The 22,996-nt window shown below is 68.3% G+C and carries 20 protein-coding genes, 1 pseudogene and 1 riboswitch; of the genes and pseudogenes, 12 read left to right on the forward strand and 9 right to left on the reverse strand.

The window, feature by feature from the left end:
- Positions 1-15: 15 nt before the first annotated feature.
- From ACPWT1_RS02560 to ACPWT1_RS02570, 3 genes are all read left to right on the forward strand, one after another.
- Positions 16-1,263, forward strand: coding sequence for a phenylacetate--CoA ligase family protein (locus ACPWT1_RS02560; RefSeq protein ID WP_427913858.1), 1,248 nt, complete (start codon positions 16-18; stop codon positions 1,261-1,263).
- Between the two features lie 101 nt (positions 1,264-1,364).
- A complete protein-coding gene (locus tag ACPWT1_RS02565) occupies positions 1,365-2,354 on the forward strand; it encodes a tripartite tricarboxylate transporter substrate-binding protein (RefSeq protein WP_427913859.1) in 990 nt (329 codons plus the stop codon).
- 99 nt (positions 2,355-2,453) lie between these two features.
- Positions 2,454-3,434: a Bug family tripartite tricarboxylate transporter substrate binding protein gene (locus tag ACPWT1_RS02570; RefSeq protein ID WP_427915635.1), complete on the forward strand. Its 981-nt coding sequence runs from the start codon at positions 2,454-2,456 to the stop codon at positions 3,432-3,434.
- 108 nt (positions 3,435-3,542) lie between these two features.
- Here the strand turns inward: ACPWT1_RS02570 and ACPWT1_RS02575 are convergent, their stop codons facing one another.
- Both ACPWT1_RS02575 and ACPWT1_RS02580 read right to left on the reverse strand, forming a co-directional pair.
- Positions 3,543-3,866: a DUF1840 domain-containing protein gene (locus tag ACPWT1_RS02575; protein ID WP_427913860.1), complete on the reverse strand. Its 324-nt coding sequence runs from the start codon at positions 3,864-3,866 to the stop codon at positions 3,543-3,545.
- A 15-nt stretch (positions 3,867-3,881) separates the two neighbouring features.
- Complete coding sequence (locus tag ACPWT1_RS02580) at positions 3,882-5,144, reverse strand: class I SAM-dependent methyltransferase (RefSeq protein ID WP_427913861.1); 1,263 nt, start codon at positions 5,142-5,144, stop codon at positions 3,882-3,884.
- A 128-nt stretch (positions 5,145-5,272) separates the two neighbouring features.
- Between ACPWT1_RS02580 and ACPWT1_RS02585 the strand changes: the two genes are divergently transcribed.
- The 5 genes from ACPWT1_RS02585 to ACPWT1_RS02605 are packed head-to-tail and all read left to right on the forward strand — an operon-like array spanning position 5,273 to position 11,346.
- Positions 5,273-5,749, forward strand: a complete 477-nt coding sequence (locus ACPWT1_RS02585) for a MarR family winged helix-turn-helix transcriptional regulator (RefSeq protein ID WP_427913862.1) — start codon at positions 5,273-5,275, stop codon at positions 5,747-5,749.
- Positions 5,746-7,383 carry an AMP-binding protein gene (locus ACPWT1_RS02590; protein ID WP_427913863.1) on the forward strand — a complete coding sequence of 546 codons (1,638 nt, stop codon included), beginning with the start codon at positions 5,746-5,748 and terminating at the stop codon, positions 7,381-7,383. The genes ACPWT1_RS02585 and ACPWT1_RS02590 overlap by 4 nt, the downstream gene beginning before the upstream one ends.
- Positions 7,384-7,428: 45 nt before the next feature.
- Positions 7,429-8,649: a type II secretion system inner membrane protein GspF gene (gene gspF / locus ACPWT1_RS02595; RefSeq protein WP_427913864.1), complete on the forward strand. Its 1,221-nt coding sequence runs from the start codon at positions 7,429-7,431 to the stop codon at positions 8,647-8,649.
- 1 nt (position 8,650) lies between these two features.
- The gene (locus ACPWT1_RS02600) at positions 8,651-9,547 is read left to right on the forward strand and encodes a 5'-nucleotidase (RefSeq protein ID WP_427913865.1); all 897 of its coding nucleotides are present in this window, start codon (positions 8,651-8,653) and stop codon (positions 9,545-9,547) included.
- 47 nt (positions 9,548-9,594) lie between these two features.
- On the forward strand, positions 9,595-11,346 hold the full coding sequence (locus ACPWT1_RS02605; RefSeq protein ID WP_427913866.1) for an ABC transporter ATP-binding protein/permease: 1,752 nt from the start codon (positions 9,595-9,597) through the stop codon (positions 11,344-11,346).
- Here ACPWT1_RS02605 and ACPWT1_RS02610 read toward each other — a convergent pair.
- A complete protein-coding gene (locus ACPWT1_RS02610; RefSeq protein ID WP_427913867.1) occupies positions 11,338-12,288 on the reverse strand; it encodes a DMT family transporter in 951 nt (316 codons plus the stop codon). The genes ACPWT1_RS02605 and ACPWT1_RS02610 overlap by 9 nt on opposite strands.
- A 49-nt stretch (positions 12,289-12,337) precedes the next feature.
- Positions 12,338-12,492: riboswitch (FMN riboswitch) on the forward strand.
- 106 nt (positions 12,493-12,598) lie between these two features.
- Here ACPWT1_RS02610 and ribB point away from each other — a divergent pair.
- From ribB to groL, 3 genes and pseudogenes are all read left to right on the forward strand, one after another.
- Positions 12,599-13,255 (forward strand): 3,4-dihydroxy-2-butanone-4-phosphate synthase, encoded by a 657-nt coding sequence (gene ribB, locus ACPWT1_RS02615; protein WP_427913868.1) that lies wholly within the window; start codon positions 12,599-12,601, stop codon positions 13,253-13,255.
- Between the two features lie 223 nt (positions 13,256-13,478).
- Positions 13,479-13,771, forward strand: a pseudogene (locus ACPWT1_RS02620) (co-chaperone GroES).
- Between the two features lie 39 nt (positions 13,772-13,810).
- Positions 13,811-15,457 carry a chaperonin GroEL gene (groL, locus tag ACPWT1_RS02625; RefSeq protein WP_427913869.1) on the forward strand — a complete coding sequence of 549 codons (1,647 nt, stop codon included), beginning with the start codon at positions 13,811-13,813 and terminating at the stop codon, positions 15,455-15,457.
- 95 nt (positions 15,458-15,552) lie between these two features.
- Here the strand turns inward: groL and ACPWT1_RS02630 are convergent, their stop codons facing one another.
- The 3 genes from ACPWT1_RS02630 to tal form a co-directional block, all read right to left on the reverse strand.
- The gene (locus tag ACPWT1_RS02630) at positions 15,553-15,924 is read right to left on the reverse strand and encodes a DUF805 domain-containing protein (protein ID WP_427913870.1); all 372 of its coding nucleotides are present in this window, start codon (positions 15,922-15,924) and stop codon (positions 15,553-15,555) included.
- A 64-nt stretch (positions 15,925-15,988) separates the two neighbouring features.
- Positions 15,989-17,539 (reverse strand): glucose-6-phosphate isomerase, encoded by a 1,551-nt coding sequence (pgi, locus tag ACPWT1_RS02635; protein ID WP_427913871.1) that lies wholly within the window; start codon positions 17,537-17,539, stop codon positions 15,989-15,991.
- Between the two features lie 3 nt (positions 17,540-17,542).
- Positions 17,543-18,490 carry a transaldolase gene (gene tal / locus ACPWT1_RS02640; protein WP_427913872.1) on the reverse strand — a complete coding sequence of 316 codons (948 nt, stop codon included), beginning with the start codon at positions 18,488-18,490 and terminating at the stop codon, positions 17,543-17,545.
- Between the two features lie 98 nt (positions 18,491-18,588).
- Between tal and zwf the strand changes: the two genes are divergently transcribed.
- Positions 18,589-20,043, forward strand: coding sequence for a glucose-6-phosphate dehydrogenase (gene zwf, locus ACPWT1_RS02645; RefSeq protein ID WP_427913873.1), 1,455 nt, complete (start codon positions 18,589-18,591; stop codon positions 20,041-20,043).
- Between the two features lie 15 nt (positions 20,044-20,058).
- Here zwf and ACPWT1_RS02650 read toward each other — a convergent pair whose 3' ends face one another.
- Genes ACPWT1_RS02650 through ACPWT1_RS02660 form a run of 3 tightly spaced genes read right to left on the reverse strand, consistent with a single transcriptional unit; the run spans position 20,059 to position 22,992 of the window.
- Complete coding sequence (locus ACPWT1_RS02650; RefSeq protein ID WP_427913874.1) at positions 20,059-21,099, reverse strand: ABC transporter ATP-binding protein; 1,041 nt, start codon at positions 21,097-21,099, stop codon at positions 20,059-20,061.
- A complete protein-coding gene (locus ACPWT1_RS02655; RefSeq protein WP_427913875.1) occupies positions 21,096-22,073 on the reverse strand; it encodes an ABC transporter ATP-binding protein in 978 nt (325 codons plus the stop codon). Before ACPWT1_RS02655 ends, ACPWT1_RS02650 begins: the two co-directional genes overlap by 4 nt.
- A gap of 7 nt (positions 22,074-22,080) precedes the next feature.
- Positions 22,081-22,992 carry an ABC transporter permease gene (locus tag ACPWT1_RS02660; protein WP_427913876.1) on the reverse strand — a complete coding sequence of 304 codons (912 nt, stop codon included), beginning with the start codon at positions 22,990-22,992 and terminating at the stop codon, positions 22,081-22,083.
- Positions 22,993-22,996 lie beyond the last annotated feature (4 nt).

Raw genomic sequence — 22,996 nt, forward strand, 5'->3', positions numbered from 1 at the left:
CAAGGAGGAGGTGCGATGCCCGAGTTTTTCGATGTCCTGGAGGTGCGCGATCCCGCAGAGCGCGAGAGCCAGTTGATGCGCGCACTGGCGCGCCAGGTCGCGCATGCGCGCGAGAAGACGACCGCGTTCGCCGAACTGCTGGCCGGCGTGGACGCAAGCACCATCACCTCGCGTGCGGCGCTCGCGACGCTGCCGGTCACGCGCAAGCACGAGCTGCTCGCCCGCCAGCGCCAGCAACGGGCCAGCGACCCGCTGGGCGGGTTCTCGGCCCTGGTGCGAGGGCCAGCGATGCCGCACGTGTTCGCCTCGCCGGGACCGATCTACGAGCCGGAGGGGACCGCGCGCGACTACTGGCGCTGCGCACGCGCCATGCACGCCGCCGGATTTCGTGCCGGCGACCTGGTGCACAACGCCTTCAGCTACCACATGACCCCGGGCGCCTTCTTCATGGAGGCGGGGGCGCATGCGATCGGATGCACCGTGTTCCCGGCGGGCACCGGGCAGACCGAACAGCAACTGCAGGCGATCGCCGAACTGCGTCCCTCGGCCTACACCGGCACGCCCAGCTTCCTGCGCATCCTGGTCGAGAAGGCCGTGGAAGGCGGGACCGGCATCGCCAGCCTGAAGAAGGCGCTCACCGGCGGCGAGGCCCTGCCTCCCAGCCTGCGCGAGTGGTTTGCCGGGCACGGCATCGACGTGTTCCAGAGCTATGCCATCGCCGACATCGGATTGATCGCCTACGAGACGGCGTCGCGCCAGGGTCTCGTCATCGACGAAGGCGTGATCGTCGAGATCGTGCGTCCGGGGACGGGCGACCCGGTGAGCGAGGGCGAGGTCGGCGAAGTCGTCGTGACCACGCTCAATCCCGACTACCCGCTGATCCGCTTCGGCACCGGCGACCTGTCGGCGGTCCTGCCCGGCACCTGTCCCAGTGGCCGGACCAACATGCGCATCAAGGGCTGGATGGGCCGCGCCGACCAGACCACCAAGATCCGCGGCATGTTCGTGCATCCGGGCCAGGTGGCCGACGTCGCACGGCGCTTCCCGGAGGTCGTGAAGGCCCGGCTGGTCGTCACGGGCCGCATGGCCAACGACGTCATGACCCTGCACGTGGAGGCCGCGTCCCGCCCGCACGGGCTCGAGGCCCGCATCGGCGAAGCGATCCGCGACGTGACCAAGCTGCGTTGCGAGGTCGAACTGCTGGCGCCGGGCAGCCTGCCCAACGATGGGAAGGTCATCGAGGACGCGCGCAGCTACGACTGAATACGACGCCGGCTTAAAGCCTCGTGCTACGTAATTTCCTCGATGCGTCCCCGATGGGCTGCGCCTACCATCGACGGGTTTCCCACCTGGAGTCACAAAAGATGAGCCCCCTCTTCAAGAGCCTTGCTGCTGGCGCCCTGCTCGCGACGGCCGCCCTTGGCGCCCACGCCGAAGACTTCCCCGGCAACAAGCCCATCACCATCGTCGTGCCGTTCGCGGCCGGGGGCCCCACCGACCGCGTTGCACGCGACCTGGCCGAGGCCATGCGCAAGCCGCTGGGTGGCGTGAGCATCGTGGTGGACAACGCCGCGGGCGCGGGCGGCTCCATCGGTGCCAACAAGGTGGCCAAGGCGGCTCCTGACGGTCACACGCTGCTGGTCCACCACATCGGCATGGCCACCATGCCGGGCCTGTATCGCAAGCTGCCCTTCCGCGTGGAGACGGACTTCGACTACCTGGGCATGATCAACGACGTGCCGATGACCCTGATCGGCAAGCCCGCGCTGCCGGCGAGCAACTTCAAGGAACTGTCGACCTGGATCGGCCAGAACAAGGGCAAGATCAACCTCGCCAACGCCGGCGTCGGCTCCGCCTCGCACCTGTGCGGCCTGCTGTTCCAGGACGCGGTGAAGACGGAGATGACGACCGTTCCGTACAAGGGCACCGGCCCGGCGATGACGGACCTGATCGGCGGTTCGGTCGACCTGATGTGCGACCAGACCACCAACACCACCTCGCAGATCGAAGGCAAGAAGGTCAAGGCGTTCGCCGTCACGACGAACAAGCGCGTGGCCACCCCGGTCCTGAAGGACCTTCCCACGCTGCAGGAAGCCGGCCTGAAGAACTTCGAAGTGACGATCTGGCACGGCCTGTACGCACCCAAGGGCACGCCGGCCGACATCCAGAAGAAGCTCAATGACGCACTGAAGGTCGCCCTGAAGGATCCGGATTTCATCAAGAAGCAGGAAGGCCTGGGCGCGGTGGTGATCAGCGACAAGCGCGCGGAGCCGGCCGAACACAAGAAGTTCGTGGCCTCCGAGATCGCCAAGTGGACCCCCATCATCAAGGCAGCCGGCGTGTACGCCGACTGATGCCGGCGGGCATCCAGCCGACGGCCGCCTTCGGGCGGCCTTTTGCTTGGGGCTCCGCAACACGACAACACACCAAGGAGACACCATGAGCCATTCCCCCTGTCCCGTCGTTCGCTGCTGGCCCTCGCGGCCGGCACCCTGGCGCTGCCCGCGGGCGCGCAGTCCGGCTGGCCGACCAAGCCGGTGCGGATCGTGGTGCCGTTCGCGCCCGGCGGCACCACCGACATCCTGGCCCGCGCGACCGCGGCCGCACTGAGCCAGGCATTTCCGCAGCAGTTCATCGTCGACAACCGCGGCGGCGCCGGCGGCAACATCGGCGCCGAGCAGGTCGCTCGCGCAGCCCCGGACGGCTACACGCTGCTGATGGGCACGGTGGGCACGCAGTCGATCAACAAGTGGCTGTACTCGAAGATGCCCTTCGATCCGCAGAAGGACTTCACCCCGATCACGATGGTCGCCGCCGTGCCCAACGTGATGGTGGTCAACACCGAGAAGGCCAAGGCCCGCGGCATCAACAATGTCGAGGACTTCATCCGGTACGCCAAGGCCAACCCGGGCAAGCTGAACATGGCCTCCAGCGGCAACGGCACCTCGATCCACCTGGCCGGCGAGCTGTTCAAGAGCATGACCGGCATCTACATGACGCACTTCCCGTTCACCGGCTCGGGGCCCGCGCTCATGAGCCTGGTGTCCGGCGACATGGACGTGATGTTCGACAACCTGCCGTCGTCGATGCAGCTGATCAAGTCCGGCAAGCTCAAGGCGCTGGCGGTCACGAGCTCGCAGCCGTCGGCGGCACTGCCCGGTGTGCCGACCGTCGAAGAGGCGGGGCACCTCAAGGGCTTCGAGGCCAGTTCGTGGTTCGGCCTGCTGGGACCCGCGGGCCTGTCGCCGGACATTGCCAACCGCATCCAGCAGGAAGTGCACAAGGCACTGGGCACGCCGGAGCTGAAGGACAAGCTGCTCGCCCAGGGCGCCATCCCCAGCGGCAACACGCCAGCGCAGTTCGCGGCGCATATCGACGCCGAGCTGAAGAAGTGGCAGCCGGTGGTGAAGAACTCGGGCGCGAAGGTGGATTGAACGCGAAGCTTCGCCGCGACGCTGTCATTGCGGGCTCGACCCGCAATCCAGTGCCCCGGTGATGCGCCGTCTGGATGCCGGACCGAGCCCGGCATGACAGCTCCGGGGCTACACGCCCCAGACGATGTCCTTGCCGGCGGCGGATGCCCGCTTGAGCATGTCGATGAAGGGAACGGCGCGCTGGCGCAGCGAGACCTCGGCAAACCGTGGCGGCACTTCGCCCTTGGCCTTGGCCTCGTCGATGGCGGCCTGCTGCTCGGACTCCTCGCGCGCGATGGCGGCATCCAGTGCGGCCAGCGCGGCGGGCATCTGCGCCGCCTCGATGATGCCCTTGGGACCGGCGTCCTTGCCGATGATCTCCAGCACGCGCCGGCCATTGGGCTCCAGCATGATCAGGTCGCCGGCGGCCTTGCTCTTGAACTTGTACAGCATGCTTGCGAACCGCTCTCAGCGGTAGATGTACTCGCGGTTGAAGGGGAACTGCGATTGTGCGCCGCGCAGCGGCCCCGACTCGAGCTTGCCGTCGGGGCGGGACGCCAGCAGCTGGTGCAGCGAGATCCAGCCCTGCTCGAAGCTCATCGCGCAGCCGGCCAGGTAGAGGCGGTAGGCCCGCAGCACCTTGCCCGCATCGCGCGCGTTGCCGGTGGTCTCCAGCACGCGCTGCGCCTCGGTCAACTGCTCCTCCAGCGCATCGGACCAGGCCCACAGCGTGCGCGCGTAGTGCGGCCGCAGGTTTTCCGTGTCGACCATCTCCAGGTCGGCCAGCGACATCTCGCGCTGCACATGGCTCACGTGCAGCAGTTCGCCGCCGGGGAAGATGTACTTGCCGATGAAGTCGCCCATGCCCGCGCCGAGCTGGCTCGTGTTGACGCCGCCCGCGGTGATGCCGTGGTTCATCACCAGCCCGCCCGGCTTGAGCAGCCGGCGGATCTTGCCGAAGTAGACCGGCATGTTGGCGCGGCCCACGTGTTCGAACATGCCCACGGAGGCGATCTTGTCGAACGGCTGCGACTCGTCCATCTCGCGGTAGTCGCGCAGGTGCATGCGCGCGCGTCCCTGCAGTCCCTTGGCCTCGATCAGGCGCTGCACGTGCGCGTGCTGGTTCTTCGAGAGCGTGATGCCGGTGGCGTCGACACCGTAATGCTCGGCGGCCCAGAGCAGCAGGCCGCCCCAGCCCGCGCCGACATCCAGGAAGCGCTCGCCGGGACGCAGCATCAGCTTGCGGCAGATGTGGTCGAGCTTGGCTTCCTGCGCCTGCGCGAGCGACATGCCGGTCTCGCGGTAGTACGCGCAGGAGTACACGCGGCGCGGATCGAGCCACAGCGCGTAGAAGTCGTCGGAGACGTCGTAGTGGAACTGGATCTGCTCGGCGTCCTTCTGCGGCGAATGCTGCGCCAGCGAGCGGGCGCGACGCAGCATCTCGTTCCACCAGTTGGTGTTCGAGCTGACCGGGCTGCCCGGCAGCAGGTGGGCCGCGGCGCGCATCAGGTCGCGCATGCGGCCTTCGAACAGCACCCGCCCTTCGACGATGTCCTCGCCCAGCTTGCCGATCTGCCCGGCGGCCATCACGGCCAGGCTGCCCCACTCGCGGAACGTGAGCAGCACGTCGGGATTGGCCCGGCCCGCACGCTGGCCGTCCGGTAGCTGCAGGGCCACGGCGACGGGAAGTCCCGCGAGTTGCGAATCGATCTTTCGGGTCAGGGCGTCCATCCACAAATTCTTGCCAGCGCCCCCGTGCCTCGTCAATGGCGGCCATGTAGGACAGGATGCCGTCCGATCGGTCGCATCCCGATTGATTGAGGCTTAAACTATTCAGGTACCCACCCCCGGTGACGCCCATGGACATGGAAGCACGCGCGCACAGCGAGCACCCCGAGGCCCTGCGCCTCTGGCTGCGGCTGTTGACCTGCACCCAGCTGGTCGAGAAGGAACTGCGCGGGCGGCTGCGCGGACAGTTCGACACGACGCTCCCCCGGTTCGACCTGATGGCGCAGCTGGAGCGCGCGCCGGATGGGCTGAAGATGAACGAACTCTCGCGCCGGATGATGGTGACGGGCGGCAACGTCACCGGCATCACCGACCAGCTCGCGGCCGAAGGGCTGGTGGACCGCGTCGGCGTCGAGGGCGACCGGCGGGCGTTCCGGGTGCGCCTGACACCCAAGGGGCGCAAGGTGTTCCACGGCATGGCGCAGCAGCACGAGGACTGGGTGGTGCAGGCCTTCTCGGCATTGAGCGAGAAGGAGATCGCCACCCTGCACCGCCTGCTGGGCAAGGTGAAGCAGCATGCGCAGCAGCGCACGGGGACAGCCACATGACCGATCGATCGAATGCCGCGTCGGCGCAGGGCGACCGCTTCGTGCACGACCGCCTCCCGCCCCGCGCGCAGTGGCCCGAGCTGCGCTACGACCTGCCGGAGCTGCGCCTGCCGGAGCGCATCAACCTCGCGGAAGAACTGCTCGACAAGGCAGCGGCCAAGGGCTGGGCGGACCGGCCGGTCCTGCGAACGCCGCGTGGATCCCTCAGCTACGCGCAGGCGCGCGAGCAGGTGGACCGAATCGCGCGCGTGCTGGTCGAGGACCTGGCGCTTGTCCCCGGCAACCGCGTGCTGCTGCGCGGTGGCAACTCGCCGGTGCTGGCGCTGGCGTGGCTTGCCGTCGTCAAGGCGGGTCTGGTCGCCGTGGCCACGATGCCGCTGCTGCGTGCGCGCGAGCTCGGCGACATCATCGACAAGGCGCAACCTGCCGTTGCGCTTTGCGATGCGGCGCTGCTGGGCGAACTGCAGGCGGCCTGTACCGAGCGTCCCGTCGTGCGCACCGTGGTGGCCTTCAATTCGCAGGACCCGGGCGGGCTGGAGCAACGCGCGGCACGCAAGGCGCCGGGCTTCACGCCGTGCCCCACCGCAGGCGACGACATTGCGCTGATGGCATTCACCTCCGGGACCACGGGCAAGCCGAAGGCCGCGGTGCACACTCACCGCGACGTGCTGGCCGCGTGCGAGGCCTGGCCGCGGCACGTTCTGCGCGCCACGCCGGACGACATCGTGGTCGGTTCGCCGCCGCTGGCGTTCACGTTCGGCCTCGGGGGCCTGCTGGTGTTTCCCATGTGGGCCGGTGCCTCGGTGTACTTCGGCGATGGGCCCTACACGCCCGAAGCGCTGGTGCGCACGATCAACGAGGTCGGCGCCACCATCTGCTACACCGCGCCGACTTTCTACCGGCAGATGGCGCCGTTCGCGCGCGAGCGCGGCACCGGGAAGTTGCGCCTCTGCGTGAGTGCCGGCGAGGGCCTGCCGGACGCTACGCGCCAGTTGTGGAAGCAGGCGAGCGGCCTGGAGATGGTGGACGGCATCGGCGCGACGGAGATGTTCCACATCTTCATCTCGTCGGCCGGCGACGAGGTGCGCCGCGGCGCCATCGGCAAGGTGGTGCCCGGCTACCAGGCGAAGGTGGTCGATGACGACGGCAACGCGGTGCCGCATGGCACGGTCGGCAAGCTCGCCGTGATCGGCCCCACGGGATGCCGCTACCTGGACGACCCGCGCCAGGCCAGCTACGTGCAGGGCGGCTGGAACTACCCCGGCGACGCCTTCGTGCAGGACGCGGACGGCTACTTCTTCTACCAGGCCCGCGCGGACGACATGATCATCACCGCGGGCTACAACGTCGGCGGTCCGGAGGTCGAGGACGCGCTGCTTCGCCATCCCGCGGTCGCCGAGTGCGGCGTGATCGGCAAGCCGGACGAGGAGCGCGGGATGATCGTCAAGGCGTTCTGCGTGCTCAAGCCCGGGCACGCCGCGGGACCGGACATGGTGCGTGCGTTGCAGGAACACGTGAAGTCCACGATCGCGCCCTACAAGTACCCGCGCGAGATCGAGTTCGTGGCCGGCCTGCCGCGCACCGAGACCGGCAAGCTGCAGCGCTTCCGCCTGCGCCAGATGCAGGGCGCCTGAGCGCGACCGGGCCGGCGCGCCGGCGAACGGCTGGATAATGGCCGCATGCCCGCGTACTCGTTCGAGGCCCTGGATCCGCAGGGGCAGACCCGGCGCGGCCTGCTCGAGGCCGACACCGCCAAAGCCGCGCGCGGCCAGCTGCGCGCGCAATCGCTGATCCCGCTGCAGGTCACGCCGGTGGATGCCGGCGGGCCGGGCCGCGGCGCCGCGGTCAGTCGCTGGGGCCGGCGCGTGTTCAACGACACCCGCCTCACGGTGTGGACGCGCCAGATCGCCGGACTGGTCACCTCGGGCCTGCAGCTCGAGCGTGCACTCACGGCCCTGGCCGAAGAAACCGATCGCGAGGAAGAACGGCACCTGGTGGCCGCGCTGCGCGCCGAGGTCAATGCCGGATCGACGTTCGCCAATGCGCTGTCGCACTTCCCGCGCGAGTTCTCGGACATCTACATCGCGGTGGTCGGCGCCGGCGAGCAGAGCGGGGACCTCGGCATGGTGCTCGAGCGCCTGGCCGACGACCTGGAGAACCGGCAGGCCCTGCGCGCCCGGTTGATCGGCGCCGCCCTCTATCCGGCCATCGTCACCCTGGTCGCGGTCGTGATCGTGGTGTTCCTGGTCACCTACGTCGTGCCGCAGGTGGCCAGCGTCTTCGCCGGCACCAAGCGCGCCCTGCCCTTCCTCACGGTGGCCATGCTGGGCCTGAGTTCCTTCGTGCGCAACTGGGGCTGGCTGTTCCTGCTGGTCATCGTGGGCGCCTTCACGGTGCTGCGGGTGATGCTGCGCAACGAGGGGTTCCGCGAGCGGTTCGACGCGTCGTGGCTTCGATTGCCGCTGCTGGGCCGCATCTCGCGCGGCTACAACAGCGCGCAGTTCGGCAACACGCTCGCGATGCTCACGTCGGCCGGCGTGCCGATCCTGCGCGCGCTGCAGGCGGCTGCCCAGACCCTGAACAACCGAGCCATGCGCGCCGATGCGCTCGACGCGCTCGTGCTGGTGCGCGAAGGCGCACCGCTCGCGTCGGCCCTCGCCCAGAAGAAGCGCTTCCCGGGCCTGCTGTCGATGTTCGCGCGCCTGGGCGAGCAGACCGGCCAGCTGCCGTTGATGCTGCAGCGCGCCGCCACGCAGCTGGGCAACGAGGTCCAGCGCCGGGCGATGCAGCTCGCCACCGTGCTGGAGCCGCTGCTGATCGTCGGCATGGGCCTCATCGTCATGCTGATCGTGCTGGCGGTGCTGCTGCCCATCATCCAGCTCAACCAGCTGGTGCGCTGACATGAGCGTGTTTCCGGCCGACAAGCTGGTGGTGGCGATCTCCTCGCGGGCGCTGTTCAACTTCGAGGAGGAGAACCGCATCTTCGAGAGCGGCGATCCGCAGGCCTACATGGCGCTGCAGCTGCAGCGGCTCGACGAACCGGCGCGCCCGGGCATCGCCTTTTCGCTGATCAAGAAGCTGCTGGCCTTCAACGACGAGGCCACGCAGCGCGTCGAAGTGGTGATCCTCTCGCGCAACGACCCGGTCTCCGGCATGCGCATCTTCCGTTCGGGCAACGCCAATGCGATCAAGCTCGAGCGCGGCGTGTTCACCCAGGGCCGCCCGCCGTTCCGCTACCTCAAGCCGCTGCAGGCGCACCTGTTCCTCTCGGCCAACGCGGAAGACGTGCGCGAGGCACTGGCGGCAGGCCACCCTGCCGCGCGCGTGCTGACCGAGTCGACGCTCGCCGGCGCCAACTACCCGGACGAGGTGCGCATCGCCTTCGACGGCGACGCCGTGCTGTTCTCCGACGAAGCCGAGCGGGTGTTCCAGAGCCAGGGCCTGGACGCCTTCCAGCGGCACGAGAGCGACAAGGTTCTGCAACCCCTGCCTGAGGGGCCGTTCAAGCCGTTCCTCGAAGCCCTGCACCGCCTGCAGAACGCGGGCACGCCGGCCATGAAGATCCGCACCGCGCTGGTCACGGCGCGCAGTGCCCCGGCGCACGAGCGCGCGATCCGCACGCTCATGCAATGGAACATCCACGTCGACGAGGCGATGTTCCTCGGCGGCCTGCCCAAGGGTGAGTTCCTGCGCGAGTTCGAACCCGACTTCTTCTTCGACGACCAGACGCGGCACGTGGACCATGCCGCGCGCCACGTGCCGGCCGGCCACGTGTCCGGCGGCATCAGCAACACCTAAGGCTGCCTTCAGCGTCGGCCGCTAGCATGGTCCTCACTGGAGGTCCCATGTCCGTCGCATCCCGCCTTTCGGCCTCGGCCGCCACGACCCGCCGGGTCTGGGCGCTCACCGCGCCCTATTTCCGCTCCGAAGAAAGGTGGAAGGCCCGTGGGCTCCTCGCGGCCATCGTCGTGCTCAACCTGGCGGCGGTGTACGTGTCGGTGCGCATCACCAACTGGAACCGGGTGTTCTACGACGCCCTGCAGGCGCGCGACGCGCCGGTGTTCTGGCGGGAGGTCGGCGTGTTCGCCGTGCTCGCGTTCAGCTTCGTGCTGGTCGCGGTGTACCGGTTCTATCTCACCCAGCTGCTCGAGCTGCGCTGGCGCGCATGGCTCACGCGCAACTACCTGCAGCGCTGGCTGCAGCACCAGGCGTTCTACCGCATGGAGCTGGCCCGCTTCTCCGGCGAACGCGCCCCCGACAACCCGGACCAGCGGATCCAGGAGGACCTGCAGCTGTTCACCGAGTACAGCGTCTCCCTCAGCATGGGCCTGCTCAATGCGCTGGTGAGCCTGGCCAGCTTCATCGGGATCCTCTGGGCGTTGAGCGGCAGTTTCACTTTCCAGCTCGCCGGAGCGACGTACGCGATCCCGGGCTACATGGTGTGGGCGGCACTCGCGTACTGCATCGGCGGCAGCGCGATCACGCATGCGATCGGCCGCCCGCAGATCGGGCTGAACTTCCGGCAGCAACGCTTCGAGGCCGACTTCCGGCACCACATGGTGCGGGTGCGCGAATACAGCGAAGCCATTGCCCTGGACCGCGGCGAGCAGGTCGAGCGCGGGCAGCTGGAAGTGCGCTTCTCGCAGGTGCTGCTGAACTACCTGCAGCTGCTGCGGGCGCGCAAGAACCTCACCTGGTTCACCGCCTTTTTCGGCCAGGCCGCCGTGGTGTTCCCGCTGCTGCTCGCGGGACCTCGCTTCCTCAGTGGCGCGATCCAGCTCGGTGAGCTGATGCAGATCTCGTCCGCCTTCGGCGAGGTGCAGGACGCGCTGGCCTGGTTCGTCGACAACTACAGCGCGCTGGCGTCCTGGCGCGCGACGACGGACCGGCTCACGAGCTTCGAGGAAAGCGTGTCGGCGCAGGAGGGCCATGCGAGCGGTGTCGACCGCAGCGCCGGCGAGGAAGTCACCACGCGCGGGCTGGACCTGGCCTTGCCCTCGGGCGCCCTGCTGATGTCCGGCGTCGCGGTCAGCGCAGCACCCGGCGACCATGTGCTGCTGAAGGGACCGTCGGGGAGCGGCAAGTCGTCGCTGCTGCGCACCCTCGCAGGCATCTGGCCCTTCGCCCGCGGGCGCGTGACGATGCCGGACGATGCGATGGTCATTCCGCAGCAGCCCTACTTCCCGGACGGCAGGTTGCGCGACGCGCTCGCCTATCCCGAACCGGCTTCGCGTTACGGCGACGCCGCGCTGCGCCACGCGCTCGATGAAGCTCTGCTGCCGCAGCTGGCCGAGCGCCTGGACGACGAGGATGCATGGAGCCAGAAGCTGTCCGGCGGCGAACGCCAGCGCCTCGCGCTGGCACGCGTGTTCCTGAAGGACCCGCGCTGGGTGCTGGCCGACGAGGCCACCTCCGCGCTCGACGAGCCCGCCGAGAAGGCCTTGTACGCGCGACTGCTCGCGGGCATCGAGCGGCGCCAGGGCGGCCTGGTGTCGATCGGCCATCGCCCGGCACTTGCAGCTTTCCACAACAAGCGTTGGGACATCGCACCCGCCGGCGCTGGCACTCCCGCGGCGTTCGCGTTGCGCTCAGGCTGAAGCTGGGACCGGTCCGCGCGATTCACGACGCGCGATCCAGACCGTCGACGCGCAGATCACCGCGCCCCCGACCAGCGACCACTGGCTGGGCCAGTCGCCGAACGCCATCCAGCCCAGGAGGGCTGCCCACACCAGGTCGAGAAACTTGACCGACTGGGTGGCGGAGATGTCGGTCACGCTGAACGACCGCGTGAGGCAGTAGTGGCCCGTGCTGCCCAGCACGCCGCACAGCAGCACCAGCGCCCATTGACCCGCGGTCGGCCAATGCCAGTGCAGCACCGCCAGCGGCAGGCTGCACAGGGTGACGCTGATGGCCTGCCACACCACGATGACCGCCGCACGCTCGTAGCGCGTGAGCGCCTTCGTGATCAGGTACGACGCCGCGTACACCGGCGAGGAGGACAACATCACCAGCGCGTAGTAGCTGCCGCCGGTGAGCTGCGGACCGACCACCAGGAGCACGCCCGCGAAGCCGAGGGCGGCGGCCACCCACCGTTCCCACCGCATCGGCTCCTTCAGGACCAGCACCGCACCGAACATGATGAAGATCGGTGTCGTGAAGCCGATCGCGGTGGTGTCGGCAATGCTGATGTGCGGCAGCGCGAAGAACCACAGGTACAGGCCCACCGTGTGCACCCCGCCCCGCAGGAACTGGCCGCCGATGTTGCGCGGCACGTACGACCGCAGGCCGCTGCGCAGCACGATGGGCAGCATCACCAGGATGCCGGCCAGGTAGCGCAGGAACTGGGTCTCGAATGGATCGAGCTGCATCGCCAGCCCGCGCATCACGGTGTTGAGCAGGACGAACACCAGGCCGGAGGTGGCCGACCACATGAGCCCGCGCACGGTCGCCGGCAACCGGCCGGCGCGGCGGTGCGCGAGCGAGGCGCGCCGCATCCAGGGGTGCCGCTGCCAACTGCCAGGGCGTCCTTCAGCCGGCATCGGGTGTCTCCATGGCGGCAACTCTAGCCCAGGCCCGTGACTAGGATGGAACGGTCTTCAGGGCGGGGTGGAATTCCCCACCGGCGGTAGGCGGCGCAAGCCGCGAGCCCGCGAGCGCCCGGGCCGCCTTCGTGCGGCGCGGGGTCAGCAGACCCAGTCCGATGCTGGGGCCGACGGTGACAGTCCGGATGAAAGAAGATTCGCGAAGGCGCAAGCCTGCGCGATGTGCCGTCGTCCGCGTTCGCGCGCGGGCTGCGGCGTTCTTTGCGTGCCTTGGAGCGTTTTTGTTCTCAACCGACAGGAGCGTTTCATGACGACTGCAGTACCTTCCCCCACCGGGTCCGCCACGCCTTTGGCGCTGGCACCCATGCCCGAGGTGATCGAGGCGATCCGCACCGGCCGGCCCGTGCTGGTGCTCGACGACGTCGCCCGCGAGAACGAGGCGGACATCATCTGCGCGGCCGAGCGCATCACGCCGGCCGTGATGGCGTTGATGATCCGCGAGGGCAGCGGCATCGTGTGCCTGTGCATGCGGCCCGAGATGGCAAGCCGCCTGAGGCTGAAGCCGATGGTCGAGATCAACCGGTCGCGCTATGCGACGGCGTTCACGCAATCGATCGAGGCAGCACACGGCATCGGCTCCGGTGTGTCGGCCGCCGACCGCGTGCAGACCATCCAGTGCGCCTTGCGTTCGACGCTTGAACACGCCGAGATCGTCAGCCCCGGCCACGTGTTCCCGCTGGTGGCGCGCCCTGGCGGCGTGCTGGAACGCCAGGGCCACACCGAGGCGGCCGTCGACCTCGCGCAGATGGCCGGACTGGCTCCGGCCGGCGTGCTGTGCGAGCTGATGAACCCGGACGGGAGCATGGCGCGCGGCGACCAGGTCGCCGCGTTCGCGCGTGCACACCGCCTTGCCTGCACGACGGTCGAGGCGGTCGCCAGCTGGCGACGCCAGCACAGCCGCTGAGAGCCGGGCCTTCCGGCCGGGCGCCGCGTACGCGGCAGGGCTCCCGCAAGCTCGCGTCCGACAGCCCGGGGGGCTTGAAACCGACATCCGATGCCCTATCATTAGCACTCTCCGGACGCGAGTGCTAGCAGATGAGCTGGCCAGCGCTCCGCAGGTTATGAAGCGCTAACTTGCGTTGGCGCTTTTTGATGTCCCCATCGAGTTTCAAGACAAAGGAGATGCAATGAAGCTTCGCCCCCTGCACGACCGCGTGATCGTCAAGCGCCTGGAAAACGAGACCAAGACGGCCTCGGGCATCGTGATCCCCGACAACGCAGCCGAGAAGCCGGACCAAGGTGAAGTGCTTGCCGTCGACCCGGCCGCAAGAACGACAAGGGCGACCTCATTGCCCCGAACGTCAAGGTCGGCGACCGGGTCCTGTTCGGCAAGTACAGCGGCCAGACCGTCAAGGTCGATGGCGACGAACTGCTGGTGATGAAGGAAGACGACCTGTTCGCGGTCGTCGAGAAGAAGTAATCGCCCCTCCTCCCCTCAACTGAATTTCGGAGTCAAGACATGGCAGCAAAAGACGTGGTTTTCGGCGGCGACGCCCGCGCCCGCATGGTCGAAGGCGTGAACATCCTGGCCAACGCGGTCAAGGTGACCCTGGGCCCCAAGGGCCGCAACGTGGTGCTCGAGCGCTCGTTCGGCGCCCCCACCGTGACGAAGGACGGTGTCTCGGTCGCCAAGGAGATCGAGCTCAAGGACAAGCTCCAGAACATGGGCGCGCAGATGGTCAAGGAAGTCGCTTCCAAGACCAGCGACAACGCCGGTGACGGCACCACCACCGCCACCGTGCTGGCCCAAGCCATCGTGCGCGAGGGCATGAAGTACGTGGCCGCCGGCATGAACCCGATGGACCTCAAGCGCGGCATCGACAAGGCCGTCGTGGCCCTGACCGAGCAGCTGAAGAAGGCGTCCAAGCCCACCACGACCTCCAAGGAGATCGCGCAGGTCGGCTCCATCTCCGCCAACAGCGACGAGTCGATCGGCAAGATCATTGCCGACGCGATGGACAAGGTCGGCAAGGAAGGCGTGATCACCGTCGAGGACGGCAAGAGCCTGAACAACGAGCTGGACGTCGTCGAAGGCATGCAGTTCGACCGCGGCTACCTGTCGCCCTACTTCATCAACAACCCCGAGAAGCAGAGCGCGATCCTGGACAACCCGTTCGTGCTGCTGTTCGACAAGAAGATCAGCAACATCCGCGACCTGCTGCCCACGCTGGAGCAGGTAGCCAAGGCCGGCCGTCCGCTGCTGATCGTTGCGGAAGAAGTCGAAGGCGAAGCGCTGGCGACCCTGGTGGTCAACACCATCCGCGGCATCCTGAAGGTCGTGGCCGTCAAGGCGCCGGGCTTCGGTGACCGTCGCAAGGCGATGCTGGAAGACATCGCCATCCTGACCGGTGGCAAGGTGATCGCCGAGGAAGTGGGCTTGTCGCTCGAGAAGGTGACGCTGGCCGACCTGGGCCAGGCCAAGCGCATCGAAGTGGGCAAGGAAAACACCACCATCATCGACGGCTCCGGTGCCGCTGCCGACATCGAGGCGCGCGTCAAGCAGATCCGCGTCCAGATCGAGGAAGCGACCAGCGACTACGACCGCGAGAAGCTGCAGGAGCGCGTGGCCAAGCTGGCCGGCGGCGTTGCGGTGATCAAGGTCGGTGCCGCCACCGAAGTCGAGATGAAGGAGAAGAAGGCCCGCGTGGAAGACGCGCTGCACGCCACCCGGGCTGCCGTGGAAGAAGGCATCGTGGCTGGTGGTGGCGTCGCGCTGCTGCGTGCCAAGCAGGCTGCCGGCACGATCAAGGGCGACAACCCCGACCAGGAAGCCGGCATCAAGCTGGTGCTCAAGGCCATCGAAGCGCCGCTGCGCGAGATCGTCTACAACGCCGGCGGCGAAGCCTCCGTCGTGGTCAACGCGGTCCTGAATGGCAAGGGCAACTACGGCTTCAATGCCGCCAACGACACGTACGGCGACATGATCGAGATGGGCATCCTGGATCCCACCAAGGTCACCCGCACCGCACTGCAGAACGCCGCGTCCGTCGCGTCGCTGATGCTGACCACCGAAGCGATGGTCGCCGAGGCGCCGAAGGAAGAAGCGCCCGCGATGCCCGGCGGTGGCATGGGCGGCATGGGTGGCATGGGCGGCATGGACATGTAAGGTCCGCGCTGCATCGGGACGCAGCCGCGTCCCGCTGTGCCAGCAACAAAAAAGGCCGGGAGACATCCCGGCCTTTTTTGTGCGCGACGAGGTTCTTACTGCTGTCCCGGGGCCAGCGCGGGCTGCCCGCCACCCGTGGGCACCGGACCATACGCGTTGTCATGCGGTTCGCCGGGCTGGGCCGCGAAGAACAGCAGCACGAGGCCGCCCACGACGGGGATCAGCGCCAGAAGCAGGATCCAGCCACTCTTGCCCGTGTCGTGCATGCGCCGCGCACCCACGGCCAGTCCGGGCACGACGAGCGCCAGGAAGGCGACCAGCTCGATGAGGCCGTGGACGAAGCTGGTGACGACATACACCGCGAACTGGAACGCGAAGAACCACCAGAACTCCGGCCGCGCCGCGCGGCCACTGAAGTCGGCGTACTTGTTGAAGCAGGTCTTGACTGCGTGCTGGAACTCTTCCATGTGATCTCCTCTCGGGCCATGTGGCCCGGGCGGATGATAGGCGGCACGAAAGAGCTTGGCGAGCTCAGCTGGCCAGCCGCCGGATCAACATTGCGGTGGATGCATCCAGGCCCGCGGTGTCCCCGGAGGCGAGTCGCGGCGCGATGTCCCTGGCCAGCACCTTGCCGAGCTCGACGCCCCACTGGTCGAAGCTGTTGATGCCCCACAGCGCGCCGGCGCAGAACACGCGGTGCTCGTACAGCGCGATCAGCGCGCCGAGGCTTTGCGGCTCCAGCCGATCCAGCAACAGCATGGTGCTGGGCCGGTTGCCGGGGAAGTGCTTGTGGCCGCCCGGGTCCGCCTTGCCCTGCATCAAGGCCTGGGCCTGCGCCAGCACGTTGGCCAGCAGCTGCGGATGGTGTTCGCGCAGCGTGTGGGCAGGCTCCTTCACGGCGATGAACTCCACCGGGATCACGTCCGTGCCCTGGTGCAGCATCTGGAAGTACGCGTGCTGCCCATTGGTGCCCGGCTCGCCCCAGACCACCGGCGACGTGCCATAGGGCACCACCTGCCCCTCGCGGTCGACGCGCTTGCCGTTGCTCTCCATCTCCAGTTGCTGCAGGTACGCCGGCAGGCGCCGCAGCGCGCTGTGGTACGGCGCGACGGAGCGGCTGCCGAAGCCATGGAAGTTGCGGTACCAGAGGTCCAGCAGCGCCATTCGAGCCGGCAGGTTGCGCTCCAGCGGCTCGGTGCGGAAATGTCGGTCCATCGCATGCGCGCCGGCCAGCAGCGCGCGAAAGTTCTCCGCCCCGACAGCAATCGCGATCGGGAGGCCGATGGCGGACCACAACGAGTAGCGGCCGCCGACCCAGTCCCAGAAGCCGAACGTGCGCTCGATGCCGAAGTCGGCCGCTGCACCCACATTGGTGGTGAGTGCAGCGAAGTGACGTGCGATGTCGGTGCCGCCTTGCGACTGGAACCACTGCCGCGCCGAGCGCGCGTTGGTCATCGTCTCTAGCGTCGTAAAGGTCTTGGAGGCGATGAGGAACAGCGTGCTCCGTGGCTTCAGGCCGCGCAGCACGCCCGCGAGTTCGTGCCCGTCGACGTTCGACACGAAATGGAAGCGCCTTCCCGGCGCGACGAAGCTGTCGAGCGCCTGCACCGCCATCTGCGGGCCGAGGTCGGAACCGCCGATGCCGATGTTGACGACGTCCGTGATCTGCGAGTCGGCACGCACGGATTCCGCATAGGCCAGCATCGGCTCGAGCGTGCGATGCACCTCGGCCAGCTCCTGGGCTGGCCCTTCGCCGCCCTGTGGCGTGCGCAGCAGGAAGTGCATGACGGCGCGGCCTTCCGTCGCGTTGATCGGATCGCCGCGGAACATCGCATCACGCTGCGCCTCCAGCCCGCAGTCACGCGCCAGCTGCAGCAGCAGGTCCTCGGTGGCCGCATCGATGAGGTTCTTCGACATGTCGGCGAACACGAACGGCGCCTGCTGGCTGAAGCGCTGGACGCGCCCGGCGTCGTCGCGCAGCGCATGCCTGGCGTCGAACGACCGGCCCTCGGACGCGAAGCGTCGCTGCAGCGCACCCCAGGCGGCGGCCTGGTCGCACCGCGGGTGCATCTGGGTGGCCATCGGTCAGGCCTCCTTCATCAGGTGCTCGAGCTTGATCGCATCGGCGGCGAAGGCCCGGATGCCCTCGGCCAGCTTCTCGGTCGCCATCGCGTCCTCGTTCAGCGCGAAGCGAAAGCTGGCCTCGTCGAACTGCACGGGCGCGATGTCCATCGCCTTCGCGTGTGCAGGGTCGAGGGCGCGCGTGACGGGCGCCTCGGTGCCGGCGAGTTGCGCGAGCAGATCCGGGCTGATCGTGAGCAGGTCGCAACCGGCCAGTGCGAGGATCTGCCCCACGTTGCGGAAGCTGGCGCCCATGACCTCAGTGCGGATGCCGAAGTGCTTGTAGTGCAGGTAGATCTGCCGCACCGACTTCACGCCCGGGTCGTTGGCACCCGCATTGGCGGCTTCGTCCCAGGTTGCGCCGGCGCTCTTCTTGTACCAGTCGTAGATCCGGCCCACGAACGGTGAGATGAGCTGCACCTTGGCCTGCCCGCACGCCACCGCCTGGCAGAACGAGAACTGCAGCGTGAGATTGGTGTGGATGCCGCGCCGTTCCAGTTGCGCGGCAGCCTGGATACCTTCCCAGGTGGACGCAACCTTGATCAGCACGCGGTCGACGGGAACGCCCTCGGCCTGGTACAGCTCGATGATCCGCTCGCCGCGCGCGACGCTCGCTTCGGTGTTGAAGCTCAGGCGCGCGTCGACCTCGGTCGACACCCGGCCGGGGATGAGGGTCAGGATCTCGCGTCCGAAGCGCACCAGCAGCCGGTCCATGGTTTCGTCCAGCGGCTTGTTGCGGAACCGGGCCATGGTCTCCTTCAACAGCGGCGCGTACTCGGCCTTCTGCACCGCCTTCAGGATGAGTGATGGATTGGTGGTGGCATCCTGGGGATGGAACTGGGCCAGCTGGCGAAAGTCGCCGGTGTCCGCGACCACCGTCGTGTATTGCTTCAGTGCGTCGAGTTGGTTCATCGCTCGATTATCCCGGCCTGCGCTGCTCATCAAGGCAGCATGGAATCGCGGCAGAAGCGAGCCGATTACAGTAGGAGCCCTCTCGCTCCCACTTCTCCATGAGCTTCGACCTCGTCCTGTTCGGCGGCACCGGCGACCTTGCCTGGCGCAAGCTGATGCCCGCCCTGTTCCAGGCCTTCCGCCACGGTACCCTGCCCAAGGATGGACGCATCCTGGGCATCGCGCGCGACGACCTCACCAACGAGCAATACCGCCAGCTGATCCAGCAGCGCTTCGCCGGCGTCGAAGGCGCCAAGCGGCCGAGCCCGGAGGAGTTCGCCCGGTTCGCCGAGTTGCTGCACTTCCAGCGCCTGGACCTGTCCAGGCCGGGTGACTACGGCCGGCTCAAGGACCGTCTGGCGCAGCGCAACGCGGACGTGGTGCTCATGTACCTGGCCACCGCGCCCAGCCTGTTCGCCACCGTCTGCGAGCAGCTTGCTGCCGCCGGCCTGAGCACGCCGCAGACCCGCATCGTGCTGGAGAAGCCGCTCGGGCACGACCTCGCCTCCAACCGCGAGATCAACGACACGGTGCGCAAGGCCTTCCGCGAGGAGCAGGTCTTCCGCATCGACCACTACCTGGGCAAGCCGTCGGTGCAGAACCTGTTCGCCCTGCGATTCGGCAATGCCTTGTTCGAGCCGCTGTGGCGGCGCGAGAACATCGCCAACATCCAGGTCACGATCGCGGAGGACCTCGGCGTCGAGAAGCGTGGCGCGTTCTACGACAGCACCGGCGCGCTGCGCGACATGGTGCAGAACCACGCCCTGCAGCTGGTCTGCGCCCTGGCCATGGAGCCGCCGATCAGCGCCGACGCGGACGCCATCCGGGACGAGAAGCTGAAGGTGCTGCGCTCGCTGCGTCCCTGGACGCCCGAAGCCATCACGCAATTCGCGATCCGCGGCCAGTACGGCCCGGGCACCGTAGGCGGCGAGCCCGTGCCCGGCTACCGTGACGAGCCCGGCGTGTCGCCCCAGAGCACGACCGAGACCTTCGTGGCGCTGCGGGCCGTGATCGCCAACTGGCGCTGGGCCGGCGTGCCGTTCTACATCCGCACGGGCAAGCGGCTCGCCGCCCGCGACGCCCACATCGTCGTCAATTTCCGCGCGGCACCGCACGCGATCTTCCGCACGCCGCTCGGGGCGGCCAACCGCCTGGTGATCAACCTGCAGCCCCGCGATGGCCTGGAACTGCACCTGCTGGCGCAAGGCCAGGACGACCGGCGCCACTCGCAGTCGCTCACGCCGGTGCACCTCGACCTGGACTTCGACAAGCGCTTCGGCGCCGAGCGCGTGGGTGCGTACGAGCGGCTGCTACTGGACGTGATCGACGGCCGGCTGAACCTCTTCGTGCGCAGCGACGAACAGGAGGCGGCGTGGCGCTGGGTCGAGCCCTTGCTCGATGCCTGGCAGGGCAACGATGCGGACCTGCGCCCGTACGCCGCCGGTAGTTGGGGACCGAGCGCCGCCAGCGCGATGATCGCGCGCGACGGCTACTGCTGGAGCGAAGAGCTGTAGGCTGGCCGGGCCGCCCTAGATGCGGCCTTCCTCGACGGCGTGGCAGGCCACGCGCACGCCACGCAACGGCAGCAGCTGTGGCCGCTCGACGCGGCAGCGTTCGTTGGCATGCGGGCAGCGTGGATTGAAGGCGCAGCCCATCGGGGGACTCAGCGGATTCGGCACTTCGCCCTGCACCGGCGTGCGTGCGCGTCCCGTGTCGTGCATCGCCGGGATCGCATCGAGCAGCATGCGCGTGTAAGGATGCTGCGGGTTGCCGAACAGCTGATGCTTCCCCGCGAGTTCGACCACCCGGCCCAGGTACATCACGCCGACCTGGTCACTCACATGGCGCACGACGGCGAGGTTGTGCGAGATGAACAGATAAGTGAGCCCCTGCCTGCGCTGCAGGTCCTTCATGATGTTCAGCACCTGCGCCTGCACGCTCACGTCGAGCGCACTGGTGGGTTCGTCGCACACCAGGAACTCCGGCTCAGTGGCCAGCGCGCGGGCGATCGAGATGCGCTGGCGCTGGCCGCCGGAGAACTGGTGCGGGTACTTGGTCATGTCCTGCGCCGACAGCCCCACGCCTTGCAGCAACCGTGCCACGCGCTCGCGCAACGTCGCGGCGTCGCGCTCGATCCCGTGCTCGTGCAGCGGCTCGGCGACGATGCGGTCCACGGTCCAGCGCGGATTAAGGCTCGCGTAGGGGTCCTGGAAGATCATCTGGATGCGCCGGCGCAGCGCCCTGCTCTGGGAGGACCGGTACGCCACATGCGCGTCCTGGCCATTGAACGAGAAGCTGCCGCGCGAGGGCTCGTACAGGCCGACCAGCAGGCGCGCCACCGTGCTCTTGCCGCAGCCCGACTCCCCGACCAGGGCCAGGGTCTGTCCGCGCGCGATCTCGAAGCTGACACCGTCCACCGCGTGCAGCAACTGGCGCGGCCTGCGCTCCAGCACGCGATTGAGCCAGGGCGCGGAGACGTCGAAGGACTTCGCGAGATCGCGCGCCTGCACCAGCGGCGCCGATCCCTCTGCTGGCGAGGCCGCCCGGATCTCGTCGGCTTTGGCGCTCAAGACGATGCTCCGGCGTGTGCGTCGTGCAACCAGCAGGCGGCGCGCGTCGCTCCCGCAGCCATCAGGTCCGGGCGTTCGCGCGTGCAGCGATCGAACGCGCGCGGACACCGCGGGTTGTAGGCGCAGCCGGGCGGGATCGCGTTGAGCCGCGGCATCGAGCCGTCGATCTGGTTCAGGCGTTCGCGATCGCTGGTCATGTCGGGGATCGAGGCCATCAGGCCGAGGGTGTACGGGTGCGCCGGCTGGTGGATGACTTCGCGCACGGGCCCGATCTCGGCGATGCGGCCGGCGTACATGACGGCCACCCGATCGCATGTCTCGGCGATCACGCCCATGTCGTGCGTGATCAGCAGGACGGCCGCGTGGTGTTCGCGGCAGACGCGCTTGAGCAACTGGATGATCTGGGCCTGGATCGAGACGTCGAGCGCCGTGGTCGGTTCGTCCGCGACGATCAGCTTCGGTTCGGCGGCCAGGGCAAGCGCGATCACCACGCGCTGGCGCATGCCGCCCGAGAACTGGTGCGGGTAGTGGTCGATGCGCTGCGCGGGCGCCGGGATGCCGGTGTCCTCCAGCAGGGCGATGGCGCGCTGTCGTGCCTCGGCCGCACTGACCGGCAGGTGGGCCCGGATCGTTTCGACCAATTGCCGCCCCACCGTGTACAGCGGGTTGAGCGAGGTGAGCGGGTCCTGGAAGATCGCGCCGATCTTGCGACCGCGGATGTGGCGCATGCGGTCGGCAGACAGCTGGTCGATGCGCTGTCCCTCGAGCATGATCTGTCCCGAGGCGACACGTCCAGGCGGCTCGAGCAGGCCGATGATGGACGCGCCTGTCAGGCTCTTGCCGGCTCCCGATTCGCCCACCACGCCCAGGATTTCGCCCGGCGCGATGGAAAAGGAGATGCCATCCAGCGCACGGAGCGTGCCGCGCCGGCCGGGGAATTCGACCACGAGGTCCTGGACGTCGAGAAGGTTCATGACAGCGCTAGCGCAGGCGCGGATTCAGCGCATCGCGCAGCCAGTCGCCCAGAAGGTTGATCGACAGGGCGATCAGCACCAGCATCACGCCGGGAAAGACGGTGATCCACCACTCGCCGGAGAAGAGGTAATCGTTGCCGATGCGGATCAAGGTTCCCAGCGAGGGTTGAGTGGGAGGTACGCCGACGCCGAGGAACGACAGGGTCGCCTCGGTGATGATCGCGGTGGCCACGTGGATGGTGGCAAGCACCAGCACCGGACCGGTGACGTTGGGCAGGACATGGCGGAACATGATCCGCATCGGGGCCACGCCGGTGACGCGCGCCGCCTGCACGTATTCCTTGCCGCGCTCCACCAACGTCGAGCCGCGCACGGTGCGTGCGTACTGCACCCACCCTGTGAGCGTGATCGCGAGGATCAGCACGCCGAACGCCACGCTCGTGTGGGCGTTGGGGAACAACGCCCTGCCGACGCCAGCGATCAGCAGCGCCACCAGGATTGCCGGGAAACTGAGCATCACGTCGCACAGGCGCATGATGGAGCTGTCCACCCAGCCACCGCGGAATCCCGCCAGCAGTCCGAGGGCCACGCCGATCACCATCGACAGCACCACCGACGCCAGGCCCACGACGAGGGAAATGCGGGCTCCGAACATCAGCGTGGACAGGATGTCGCGGCCCTGGTCGTCCGTGCCCAGCAGGTAGCTGGCGTTGCCCTCGGCGCGCCAGGCGGGCGGCAGCCGCGCGTCGGACAGCACGAGCGTCGTCAGGTCGAACGGGTTGTGCGGCGCCACCCAGTTGGCGAACACGGCGCAGAACACGCAGACGAATGCGATGGCCGCCGCCGCGATGGCGATCGGGGAGGTCCTGAAGCTGTAGCCGATGTCGCTGTCGAGCCAGCGGGCGAGGGTCTGTCGCATGGGG

Source organism: Ramlibacter sp. MMS24-I3-19 (genome assembly GCF_050320135.1).
Classification (GTDB): domain Bacteria; phylum Pseudomonadota; class Gammaproteobacteria; order Burkholderiales; family Burkholderiaceae_C; genus Ramlibacter.